Raw genomic sequence first — 12,310 nt, 5'->3', positions numbered from 1 at the left:
AATGTTTACTCTTGAAGACTTAGTAAATGCTACGGGAGGACGGATAGTTTCAAAAGGAGATGAAGTCTTCAGCTCTGCTTCTATTGACACAAGAACTATTGGAAGTGGTGATATTTTTTTTGCTCTTAAGGGAACAAAAAGAGACGGTCATGAGTTTGTAGGCGAAGCTTTGAGCAAATCTGCTGGAGCGGTTATTTCAAAGGCTGTTGATATAGATTTTTCTGGAAAGACAGTAGTGAGAGTGCAAGATACCTCTGAGGCACTAAAGTCTCTTGGTAGATACATCAGAGCAAAATTTAAAGGCTCTGTAATTGCTGTATTAGGTAGCAATGGAAAAACGACAACAAAAGAACTAATATCGGCTTTTCTCGGAAAAAAGTATAACATTTTAAAAACAGAGGGAAATTTAAATAACAACATAGGGGTGCCTCTCAGTTTAAGCAAATACAGAGAAAACACCGAGATAATGGTTTTGGAACTTGGCACAAACAGGAAGGGTGATATAAAAGAACTATGTGAAATAGTCTATCCCCAATATGCCGTAATAACTAACATAGGATATGAACATCTTGAAGGTTTTGGTAGTCTTGAGGGAGTAAGAGAAGGGGAGTTAGAAGTTCTTCAATACGTTAAAACAGTATTTGCAAATGGAGACGACAACTTTTTGATGGAAGGTTTAGAGAACTGGCAAGGACAGATAATAACCTTTGGTTTAAAACATGAATTTGATTACTATGCAGATGAGATAGAGTTTCATGAAGATGGAACTGAGTTTGTTTTCAATTCTAATCTTGCAAGCTTTCCGTTAAAGACAAATCTTATAGGTTTACATAACCTTTATAACATAATCGCTGCTTGTGCTATGGCAGTGCATTTGGGAATTTCTAAATGTATGATAGGAGAGGCATTGAAAAATTTTGAACCTGTAAAGATGAGAGGAGAAATTTTTAAGATAGATGGCAGGGAGATTTTTTTTGATGCCTATAATGCTAATCCCTCTTCTGTAAGAGCTGCTCTTTTGGAGCTTAGCAGAAGGAAGAAAGATAGAAGAGCTGTGGCTGTTCTGGGAGACATGCTTGAACTGGGTGATTATACTGAAAAAGCTCATGAGGAGATAGGTCTCTGGTTAAGAGAACTTAAAATAGAGCAATTTATCGGAGTGGGAAAGTTCATTGGAAATGCATTAAGATATGTGGATGGACACGTTTTTGCTAATGCAGAAGAGGCCGGTAATTTTCTTCGGGAAAATCTAAAGGGTAATGAAGTGGTTCTCATTAAAGGTTCAAGGGCAGTTAGAATGGAGAAAATTTTAGAAATTTTAATGAAAGGACAAAAAAATGATATATGAGTTACTGTATAGTCTGAGTGACCAGTTTTCTATTTTTAATGTTTTCCGATACATTACTTTCAGAACTATACTTGCAATACTGACTTCTTTTGCCTTTACTTTTCTAATAGCTCCTGCCTGTATAAGATGGCTGAAAAGCCTAAGCCTTACTCAGCATATAAGAGACGATGGACCAAAAAGCCACCTAAAAAAAGAAGGCACTCCTACTATGGGAGGAATTATAATAATTGCTTCTGTTTTAGTATCTATGCTGCTTTGGGGTAACTTAAGTAATCACTATCTTTTGATAATTACGTTAAGCTTTCTCGGCTTTGGAGCGATAGGTTTTTTAGATGATTATCTAAAAGTATCAAGAAAAAACTATAAAGGTCTTCCTGGAAGATACAAACTCTTAGCTCAATTGGCTTTAGCCACTTCGGTTACGCTTTTTCTTTATTTCAATCCTAAAGACCCCTATACAACGGTCTTAAGTATTCCTTTTTTTAAACAGTGGTTGATTGATTTGGGGCTTTTTTATCTACCTTTTGCTATTTTTGTTATCGTTGGTTCTTCTAATGCTGTAAATCTAACCGATGGTATGGATGGACTGGCAGTTGGTCTTGTGGGTATAGCTTCTATTGTAAATGCGGTGCTTCTTTATGTTTCAGGCCATGCAGTTTTTGCCAAGTATCTTTATGTTTTATACATACCTGGCACCAGTGAACTTGCTGTGTTTTGTGGAGCCATGCTTGGAGCATGTCTGGGATTTTTATGGTATAATGCCTATCCTGCCGAGGTTTTTATGGGGGATGTAGGTTCTTTAAGTCTTGGCGGAGCTCTTGGAACTCTGGCTGTTATAACTAAACACGAAATAGTTCTTGCCCTTGTGGGCGGTATTTTTGTAGTAGAGGCTCTTTCTGTGATTTTACAGGTGGGTTACTTTAAATTAACGGGTGGAAAAAGGATTTTCCGAATGGCACCTCTACATCATCATTTTGAACTTAAAAAATGGCCAGAACCAAAGGTTATAGTGCGGTTCTGGATAATAGGTATAATTCTTGCACTTTTAAGTCTTTTAACTTTAAAACTGAGGTGAAAGTATGAGAAAGAAAATTGAAGGCTTGAGGATGAAGGGTGTTGTAGGGGTTTTGTTGTGTTTTTCCCTGTTTTTTTTCATATCATCTGCCGTAGCAGATACAATTGATGCTCCCTCTGCTGTTGCAGTAGATGCCCAGACGGGCAAGATACTTTATGGAAAAAATCCTCACCTTAAGCTTCCTCCAGCAAGCACTACAAAACTTGTCACTACAATGGTTGCTCTTGATAGACTTTCACCGCAGCAGAAAGTAACAATCTCAGAAAGGGCTGCCAAAACTCACAGCGTAGAACCTAAGTTAAAAGAAGGAGAGACTTATACGGTGCATGACTTGATTTATCTTGCATTGATGAGGTCAGTTAATTCTGCTGCTGTTGCTCTTGCTGAGGCAGTTTCCGGGTCTGAAGAGGCTTTTGTAAAACTTATGAACGAAAAGGTAAAACAGATAGGTGCTAAGGATACTAAATTTGCCAATGCTTCAGGACTTCCAGGTAAGGAACAGTATACTACTGTTTTTGACCTTACCAAAATAATGTCTAAGGCTTTGTCATATCCCCTAATAAAAGAGGCAATTCATACACGAGTCTGCCTTGTTCGCTCTGAAGATGGAAAAGAACATTTCATTCAGAATACAAATCAACTTCTGTGGGTTGAGGATGGCATGATAGGAGGGAAAACAGGTTATACAAGCAGGGCAAGGCACTGTTTTGTAAGTGCTACTACTATAGACAACAGACTTGTATACACGGCAATACTCGGTGTCTCAAACAGAGAGAAACTATGGAAAGAGACAAAAATTCTTCTTACCAAGGCAGAGGATATTCTGTCAGGAAAAAATGAACCTTTCGTCCATTTTACATCAGAAAAAAATATTATAAAGGCTTCATATAAAAAGTCAAAGCCTGCTGAAAGTAGAAAAAAAGTTATCAGCACAAAGAATAAGTCTTCCAAGAAGCAGCATGCAGTTAAGAGGTCTCCCAATAAAAAATCTACACAGACAAGAGGTAACAATGCAAAGATTAATTCACAGTCTATCTGATTTAGCTGAAAAAAAGATAGCAATTGTTGGAGTTGGGAAAAGCGGAATATCATTGGGTAGATTGTTGTCATCTTTAGGAGCAAAATTAATTCTGAATGATACAAAGCCCGAAGAAGACATCTTAAGGGATGCTTCTTCTTTTTCAGACAATATAATAAAAGTATTTAGTGGAGGACATCCTCCAGAGGCATTTGAAGAGGCAGAAATGGTTGTTGTAAGTCCTGGCGTACCCCTTAGCACTCCTTCACTTGTCTCTGCGCTTTACAAAGGTTTGCCTGTAGTAGGGGAGATAGAATTAAGTTGGGAGATACTAAATATCATAAACCCTGAAATAAAGATAATAGGCATTACTGGTTCAAACGGCAAGTCTACGACCTCAACTCTAACCTATGAATTTCTAAAAAAAGATGGCAAGGCTGTGGCTCTTGCTGGAAACATAGGTTTGCCTATGGCAGATGTTGTTTATCAAATTCTTACCAATGAAATTGCACCTCAGTATCTTGTCTTAGAGCTTTCAAGTTTCCAGCTTGAAGGAATTAGGAATTTTAAGGCAAATTCTGCTGCCATATTAAACATTACGCCCGACCATATGGACAGATATTCGGGGATGAAGGAATACATTGATGCTAAGGCAAGGATATTTCAAAATCAGTCAGGAGAGGATTTTCTCGTTTTGAACATGGATGATAAAAATACTCTCCATGCCATTGAAAAGCTGAGAGATGTCTATTTGAAAAGAGGTAAAATTCCACATATTTTATACTTCAGCAGATTTCAACGGGTATACGGTGCCTTTGTCGATGGAGGAGCTGTAAGATTCAATGCAAGAGAGGATATTGATGAGGCTGTCAGGGAAGAGATGGAGAAGGCAAAATTAATTATAGATTCTTTCAGAATAAAAGGTGTTCACAATATAGAAAACATAATGGCTGCTTCACTTCTTGCTTTCTCTGCAGGGTGTAGGGCACAAAGCATTCAAGAGGTGGTAGAGGAATTCCCGGGGCTTCCTCACCGGATGGAGTTTGTCAGAGAAATTAATGGTGTTGCCTATATTAATGATTCAAAGGGAACAAATGTTGATGCTGTTTCAAAATCCCTCGAAAGTTTTGCAAAAAATGTAATATTAATTGCTGGAGGCAAAGATAAAGAAGGGGATTTTAATGCTCTCAGGGAAATTGTTAAACAAAAGGTCAAAGCTCTCATATTGATAGGAGAGGCAAGCCAGAAAATTGCAAATTCCCTGGGAGACCTTGTGCCCCATTACTTTGAAAAAGATATGAAGGCTGCTATTTATAAAGCAAAGGAAATTGCAGAAAGAGGCGATGTTGTATTGCTTTCACCAGGCTGTGCAAGTTTTGATATGTTTAGAAATTTTGAGCACAGAGGAGATGTGTTTAAGGAGATAGTTAAATCTCTATGACAGTGAGAACTTTTGACAGAACTTTGATAATAGTAGTGATAGCCCTTATTGCTATAGGACTCATTGCAGTTTACAGCTCTACCTCTGTGTTGGCTTCTGTCAAAGCAAAATATGCAGACAAGGGAGGCTTGATTTATTTAAAAAAACAGCTATTCACTCTATTAATTGGCTTTTGTTTTATGGTCGTGTTTACTTTTCTCTCCAAGAATAAACTAAAAGGTCTCGTATTTCCCCTTTTGTTGCTTTCTTTTGTTTTGCTAATACTTGTTTTTTCTCCTCTGGGAGTTAGCGCTGGAGGGGCAAGAAGGTGGTTAAGGCTATGGCCGAGTGTGTTTCAGCCTTCTGAACTGGTTAAGCTTTCAATAGTGTTTTTTCTTGCTTGGTATTTAAGTCGTCCAGGCTATGACAAGGATAAAATCTCACACTTTGCAGTACCCGTCGGATTAATGGCCTTATTTCAGTTAATTTTTCTAAAGCAGCCAGATTTTGGCGCAGCCATGAGTTTAGGCATAATTACTTTTATGATGCTTTTTCTTGCAGGAATAAATCTCAGATATCTTGGTGCTTCCTTTTTGTTAGCTCTACCGGTTATATTCTATCTTGCAAAAGAGCCTTACAGATGGAAAAGAATAACTTCCTTTCTTAATCCCTGGGCAGACCCCCAAGGAAGTGGATTTCAGCTTGTTCAATCTCTTATTGCTCTTGGCAGTGGAGGACTTACAGGACAAGGACTGGGAGAGGGTAAACAAAAACTTGCCTATCTTCCCGAAATTCACACGGACTTTATATTTGCTCATATTGGTGAAGAGATGGGATTTATTGGAGCTTGCGTCGTAGTTATTCTCTTTTTTGTTCTCTCACTAAGAGGTTTCAAAATTGCCACATCTCAAACTGAAGCTTTTCAATATTTACTTGCTGCAGGAATTACCGTTATGATATCGATGCAGGCGCTTATAAACTTCGCCGTTGTTACAGGCCTTGCTCCAACAAAAGGCCTTCCTCTGCCATTTATAAGTTATGGAGGCTCTTCGCTTGTGGTCAGCATGATTGCTATTGGTGTTTTGCTCAATCTCTCAAGAAACAAAGATAATGCTTCCATTGAAACTCCTATAATTTCACAAAATTTAAAGCCCAAAAACGTCCGTAAATACTACAGGTGGAGAAGTTATAAATGAAAGTTATAATTGCCGGTGGTGGAACAGGAGGACATTTATTCCCCGGAGTAGCACTGGCATCGAGTATACTCGCCAGAAGTCCCTCAACAAAGATTATTTTTATCGGTACAGAAAGGGGTCTTGAGGCAAAGGTGATACCAAAACTTGGATATGAACTGAGGTTTATCTCTGCAAGGGGTTTCGTGGGAAAATCAATTACGGAAAAATCAAAATCTCTGATGAAACTGCTTCAATCAATTGGGGAGTGCAGGAGTATAATAAAGAGTTTTCCTCCTGACATTGTTTATGGCGTTGGTGGATATGCCTCTCTGCCGATGGTTTTTACTGCGTCATTGAGTAAAATTCCAACAGTAATTCTTGAGCAGAACACCGTTCCAGGCCTGGCAAATAAAATTTTGGGCAAATTTGTTGATGCCATTGCCATTACCTATCCAGAAACTATAGATTATTTTCCGAAGGAAAAAGTTTATCTTACTGGAACGCCCATAAGAAAGGAGATTTTATTGGGCAGCAGAGAGAGAGCAATTGAGCTTTTCGGTCTTGAAGAGGGAAGGATGACTGTTCTCATCTTTGGTGGAAGCTTGGGAGCAAGAAAGATAAATAAATCAATTACAGAGGGACTGTCTTATCTAATTCCGTTGAAAGATAGAATTCAGATAATCCACCAAACTGGAGAGGCTGATTATAGCTGGGTTGCAAGGGAGTATCAAAATTTTGCTTTTAAGGCCACGGTTTTACCTTTTATTTATGAAATGGCGGAAGCTTATGCTGCTGCCGATTTAGTTATTTGTAGAGCAGGAGCTTCAACTGTTGCAGAGATTACATCGCTCGGTAAAGCTTCCATTCTTATTCCTTACCCCTTTGCCGCATACAACCATCAAGAAATAAATGCCAGAAGACTTTTAAGTCGGGGAGCTTGCGAGATGATTGTTGACAGGGAACTCAATGGCGAGGTCATTTCAAAAAAGATAATCAAAATCCTTTCGTCTCCTGAGATTAAAAGAGAGATGGAATTGGCCTCTGTCGCTTTTGGAAAGGCAAATGCAGCAGAGAGAATTATAGAAATTGGAGAATCGCTAATTAGGAGGAAATCGTAATGTACCAGTTCAAAAAAGTTCATTTTATAGGAATAGGTGGCATTGGCATGAGTGGCATTGCAGAGGTTTTGAAAAATATGGGCTATACAGTTACTGGTTCAGATATAAAAGAGTCCGATACAGTAAGAAGACTGGAAGGACTTGGAATAAAGGTATTTATCGGTCATAGAGAGGAAAATCTTAATGATACGGATGTAGTCGTTTTTTCATCGGCTGTTAAGCATGATAATCCGGAAATAGTTAAGGCAAAGAAGCTGGGTGTGCCTGTTATTCCCAGAGCAGAGATGCTTGCCGAACTGTGCAGACTTAAATATTCAATTTTAGTTGCAGGAGCTCACGGAAAAACAACGACAACCTCTCTCATAGCAACCTTGTTAAACGATGGAGGTTTTGACCCAACAGTAGTTGTCGGAGGCAAACTTAAATCTCTTGGAACGAACGCAAGACTTGGGCAGGGAGATTTTATGGTGGCAGAGGCAGATGAAAGTGACGGAAGTTTTCTTAAGTTAAGTCCAACCATAGCGGTAATAACAAATATTGACAGAGAGCATCTCGATTATTTTAAGAATCTGAAAAGAATAAAAAAGGCTTTTTTAGAGTTTGCCGATAAAGTTCCCTTTTACGGTGTGTCAATTTTATGTAAAGAGTGCAAGCACATAAGGGATTTGCTGCCCCGATTGAGCAGAAGATTTCTTACCTATGGATTTAATGAAAGCGCTGATTTTTATTCCCGAGAGATTAAATTTCAATTCCCCTATGTAAATTTCAAGGCTTTTTACAGAAATAAGTTGCTCGGAGAGTTTTCCCTTAATGTGCCGGGTAAGCATAATGTCTTGAATGCTCTTGCTGCAATAGCTGTAGCACAGGAACTTTCTATGCCTGTTGAAAAGGTCAAGGAGTCATTGAAAAATTTTACGGGCATTGGAAGAAGATTTGAATTTAAGGGAGAAAGAAAAGGTATTCGTTTTTATGATGACTACGGCCATCATCCCACAGAAATAGGGGCTGTTCTTAAAACTGCCATGTGGTTGAAGCCTGAAAGACTATGCGTTATTTTCCAGCCGCACAGATACAGCAGAACAAGAGACCTTATGGAGCAGTTTGTTAAAGTTTTCAGGGACTCTTTAAGAAAAACAGATGTTCTTTTTTTAATGAACATATATCCTGCCGGTGAATCACCTATTGAAGGTGTAAGCGGTGAGGTATTGTATGAAAAACTCAAAAGTGCAGGAGTTAACGTGATTTTTAATTCTGATAAAGAGACAGTTAAAGAGAGTATTTTAAAGGAACTTAGAGAGGGCGATGTGATTTTCACAATTGGAGCTGGAGATGTCTATAAAATTGGAGAAGCTGTAAGAGACAGATTATGAAAAGTATAGAGAAGTTTTTCATAGAAAATAAAATTCCCTATGAAAAGGAGCAATCTTTAGATAGATACACTACCTTAGGAATCGGTGGTTTAGCAGATTTTGTGTTGTTTCCTGAGGAGAAAGATATAACTAAGTCTATAGAAGCAATAAAAAATGAAGGCATACCTTACTACATTATTGGTGGAGGTAGCAATCTGCTCATAAGTGATAGAGGCTTCAGAGGAGTGATAATACACACAAAAAGGCTTGAAATGATAGAGCTTCAGGGAAATATTCTTACAGTAGGAGCAGGTGCAAGGCTTGGAAGGGTTCTTGCCTTTATGCTAAAGAGAGGCCTTTCAGGCATGGAAGGTCTGATTGGTATACCAGGCACAGTAGGTGGTGCTGTTTTCGGAAATGCTGGTTCTTTTGGAGTTGAGATAAAAGACTGCCTTGAGGAGATTGAGCTGATTGACAATGAACTGCGAATTAAGACTTTAAGAAAAAATGATATTAATTTTCAATATAGAAAGTCGGGTCTGCCAGAGAATTCTTTAATAGTAAAGGCTGTATTCAAGCTCAGAGATAGCTCTGAAGACAGCTATATAAAGATGAGAAACTATCTTCAAACAAAAATAAAATCGCAGCCCCTTACTTCCCGTTCTGCAGGCTGTGTATTTAAAAATCCAGAGGGCACGTCTGCGGGTTATTTAATAGATAAGGCAGGCCTTAAGGGAACAAAGATAGGCGATATCGTTGTAAGTAGTATTCACGCAAATTATTTTATAAACACTGGCAGGGGAAGTTCATCGGATTTTTTGAAGCTCATGGAACTCGTAAGGGAGAGAGTTTTAAAGGTTTTTTCTATAGAATTAGAACCTGAAATAAAATTTCTGGAGGCTTAGGATGAAGGTTGGAGTTATTGCTGGGGGAATATCATCGGAAAGAGAGGTCTCTCTCAGAAGTGGACAGGCCGTATTTAATGCCCTCAGAGAGCTTGAATACGATGTGGTGTTCATAGATGCCAAGGAAGAGCTTTGTGAAAAGATAAAACACGAAAAGATTGACGTAGCCTTTCTTGTTTTACACGGTGGCTGGGGTGAAAATGGTGGTATTCAGGGAATGCTTGAGGTAATGGGAATTCCCTATACAGGCTCTGGAGTATTAGCCTCTGCATTGGCAATGGACAAGGAAGCAACAAAAAAAGTTTTTATCTATCATAACATTCCTGTTCCTCCTTTTAGAGTGATAAGTAAAAAGGAATTCCTTTCCTCTGAAGTTAATCTTTCTTCGCTGTCATTTCCCGTTGTTATAAAACCGGCAACCGAAGGTTCTTCCGTTGGAGTAGCTATCGTAAGCAATAAAGAAGATGCAAAGAAAGCTTTACAGGAGGCTTTCAAGTTTAGCGACAGGGTTATCGTAGAGAAATTCATAAAAGGAAAGGAGATACACATAGGCGTTCTTGGAGACAGGGTTTTAGGAGGAGTTGAGGTAAGACCAAAAAAAGACTTTTACGATTATGAAGCTAAATATACAAAGGGGCTTACTGATTATATTCTGCCACCAGAAATTGACGGAGAGTTGTATGAAAAACTTAAAGAGCTTGGCTTAAAGGCGCATAAAGCATTGGGATGCAGTGGTGGAACAAGGGTGGACATGATAATAGACTCTAATGGACAACCATTTGTTCTCGAGGTAAACACCATACCCGGTATGACAGAGACCTCCCTTTTACCCAAAATTGCCTCTCTGGCAGGATACGACTTTAAGGGATTAGTAAAAGAAATTTTAGAGATGACTCTTAGAAAAGATGGGAAATAAGAAGTTTATAGCGATTGCAGGGGTCGTCGTAATTTTAGTGGCAGTAATTTTTTTTATAAAAATTTTAACCATTAGAAATATTGTAATTGTTGGCAATAGAAATTTGACTGAACTACAGATAAGAAAGGCTATTGGTTTAAAAGAGGGTAATTCAATCCTTTATCCTCCATCTAAAGTCATATATGAGCGTTTGAAAAAACTTGCATGGATAAAAGAAGCTGTAATAAGGAAAGATTTGAACGGAACACTGACTGTATACGTAAAAGAGTCTACTGCCATTGCCATTGCTTTGTTTAATGATAGGGCGTATCTAATAGATAGTGACTGTCAGATTTTAGAGGATTTCACCGAAAAGTTAAACAATACAAAGATTTTCCTGCCTATTTTAAAAAACATAGACCCATTTAAAAATAGGGAAATGCTTCATGCAGCTGTTGAACTTGTCAATTTTCTTAATTCAAAGGGATACATTAAATCCGAAAATGAGATAGTAATAAATGGTAGCGAGCCTGAAAATCTATCTGTCTATCTAAATAGTTTTCATATTATAGTGGGTAAGGGCGATTATGAAACAAAATTCGCTAAATATTTAATTGTTAACTCTGAAATTCAGAAAAGAGGCCTTAAGGTTCAGTATTTAGATTTGAGATTTCCCGATAGGGTAATTGTAAAGCCTGTAGAGTAGGGGCAGATAATGGGTGAAGTTTTGACTGTACTGGACATAGGAACAACAAAGATTTCCGTCTTTATATCAAAATTTGATAACAGAAGCTTTGAATCAATTTTCTTTAAGAGTTTTCCGTCCTCTGGAATTAAGAGGGGCAGAATAGTTGATATGGAATCACTTACCTCTTCGATAAAAAGGGCAATTCAGGATACAGAGGATATTTTAAAAATGAAAATTCGAAGGAGTTTTGTTTGTTCCTCGGGAAATGAAATTCAAGGACTTTACAGTGATGCGGCAGTAAAAATTCGTAAAAAAGAGATAACTGAAGAGGATATAAACTTGGCAATAGAGTCTGCTACGGCGATGCAAATTCCTTCTGACAGACAGGCTGTTCACATACTTCCTTATGAGTTTGTAGTAGATGGTATTGACGGAATAAGAGACCCCCTCGGCATGAAAGGTTTAAGACTTGAGGCAAGAGTATATATCATCACTGCTTCCTCATCGCATATTCAAAATCTAATAACCTGCTGCAACAAGGCCGGTATAGAAGTTGAAGAAGTTGTGCTTCATGGTGTTGCATCTGCTGAGGCTGTGGTTTCAGAACATGATAAAGACATGGGCACAATGGTTGTTGACATTGGTGGGGGTAGCAGTAGAATAGCCGTATTTCATGATGGATATCTCAGGCATCTTAGTAATTATGGAATCGGAGGAAATCATATAACCAATGACTTGGCTTTAGGATTGAAAATTCCCTTCAAAGAAGCGGAAAGAATAAAAACACAGTTTGGCGTTGCCCTACCAGATGTTAACTTTGGAAGCCTTTCTTTCAGAGAAAAGGATAGAGAAATCGAGATTATAGGGATGGATAAAATTCCTGTAAAAATTCCCATGAGCGTTATAAAAGAAATAATCTATGCCAGATGTGAGGAAATTTTAGACCTCATAAAGAAGGAAATCTCCACTGTTTCCGAAAGTATATCGGTGTCGTCTCTGGTTATTACAGGCGGAACATCGCAGATGAGAGGTTTTATTCAACTGGCTGAGAGTTTTTTGTCCATGCCTGTAAGAATTGGAAAACCAGACCTTGGACTTATGACGCTGATGGCAGAGATGGGCATCAGAGATGAATATGTAATAATTGATGAACAGTTACATGAGTGTTTAACTCCTCAATTTTCCTCAACCATTGGTACTCTGATATATGCCATAAGGGCAGGTTCGTTTCAACAACAAAATTCAGGTATCGGAGGTATATGGAGTAGATTTGCATCATGGATTAAGGAGATTATGAGAATTTAATAGAAAACTAAAAA

The 12,310-nt window shown here is 38.3% G+C and carries 11 protein-coding genes; all 11 read left to right on the top strand.

The genetic code is table 11. From position 1 onward, the window contains the following. The first annotated feature begins 1 nt into the window (after window position 1). Genes ACZ430_RS02620 through ftsA form a run of 11 tightly spaced genes read left to right on the top strand, consistent with a single transcriptional unit; the run spans window position 2 to window position 12,296 of the window. Complete coding sequence (locus tag ACZ430_RS02620; RefSeq protein ID WP_297209012.1) at window positions 2–1,348, top strand: UDP-N-acetylmuramoyl-tripeptide--D-alanyl-D-alanine ligase; 1,347 nt, start codon at window positions 2–4, stop codon at window positions 1,346–1,348. After that, window positions 1,338–2,423, top strand: a complete 1,086-nt coding sequence (gene mraY / locus ACZ430_RS02615; protein WP_297209014.1) for a phospho-N-acetylmuramoyl-pentapeptide-transferase — start codon at window positions 1,338–1,340, stop codon at window positions 2,421–2,423. The genes ACZ430_RS02620 and mraY overlap by 11 nt, the downstream gene beginning before the upstream one ends. 4 nt (window positions 2,424–2,427) lie before the next feature. Then, a complete protein-coding gene (locus tag ACZ430_RS02610; RefSeq protein ID WP_297209017.1) occupies window positions 2,428–3,462 on the top strand; it encodes a D-alanyl-D-alanine carboxypeptidase family protein in 1,035 nt (344 codons plus the stop codon). Next, a complete protein-coding gene (gene murD, locus ACZ430_RS02605) occupies window positions 3,434–4,882 on the top strand; it encodes a UDP-N-acetylmuramoyl-L-alanine--D-glutamate ligase (RefSeq protein ID WP_297209020.1) in 1,449 nt (482 codons plus the stop codon). The genes ACZ430_RS02610 and murD overlap by 29 nt, the downstream gene beginning before the upstream one ends. Beyond that, complete coding sequence (ftsW, locus tag ACZ430_RS02600) at window positions 4,879–6,057, top strand: putative lipid II flippase FtsW (RefSeq protein ID WP_297209022.1); 1,179 nt, start codon at window positions 4,879–4,881, stop codon at window positions 6,055–6,057. The genes murD and ftsW overlap by 4 nt, the downstream gene beginning before the upstream one ends. Next, window positions 6,054–7,154 (top strand): undecaprenyldiphospho-muramoylpentapeptide beta-N-acetylglucosaminyltransferase, encoded by a 1,101-nt coding sequence (gene murG / locus ACZ430_RS02595; protein WP_297209025.1) that lies wholly within the window; start codon window positions 6,054–6,056, stop codon window positions 7,152–7,154. The genes ftsW and murG overlap by 4 nt, the downstream gene beginning before the upstream one ends. After that, on the top strand, window positions 7,154–8,524 hold the full coding sequence (gene murC, locus ACZ430_RS02590; protein WP_297209028.1) for a UDP-N-acetylmuramate--L-alanine ligase: 1,371 nt from the start codon (window positions 7,154–7,156) through the stop codon (window positions 8,522–8,524). The genes murG and murC overlap by 1 nt, the downstream gene beginning before the upstream one ends. Then, window positions 8,521–9,408, top strand: coding sequence for a UDP-N-acetylmuramate dehydrogenase (murB, locus tag ACZ430_RS02585; protein WP_297209031.1), 888 nt, complete (start codon window positions 8,521–8,523; stop codon window positions 9,406–9,408). The genes murC and murB overlap by 4 nt, the downstream gene beginning before the upstream one ends. Before the next feature lies 1 nt (window position 9,409). Continuing rightward, the gene (locus tag ACZ430_RS02580) at window positions 9,410–10,324 is read left to right on the top strand and encodes a D-alanine--D-alanine ligase (protein ID WP_297209035.1); all 915 of its coding nucleotides are present in this window, start codon (window positions 9,410–9,412) and stop codon (window positions 10,322–10,324) included. After that, entirely contained in the window at window positions 10,314–11,009 is a 696-nt protein-coding gene (locus ACZ430_RS02575) for a cell division protein FtsQ/DivIB (protein ID WP_297209038.1), read from the top strand. Before ACZ430_RS02580 ends, ACZ430_RS02575 begins: the two co-directional genes overlap by 11 nt. Before the next feature lie 9 nt (window positions 11,010–11,018). Then, complete coding sequence (gene ftsA, locus ACZ430_RS02570; RefSeq protein WP_297209041.1) at window positions 11,019–12,296, top strand: cell division protein FtsA; 1,278 nt, start codon at window positions 11,019–11,021, stop codon at window positions 12,294–12,296. The last annotated feature ends 14 nt before the right edge of the window (window positions 12,297–12,310 follow it).

Source organism: Thermodesulfovibrio sp. TK500a (assembly GCF_055381765.1).
Note: the sequence above shows the minus strand (reverse complement) of the source record. Positions and strands in the feature narration are given on the sequence as shown.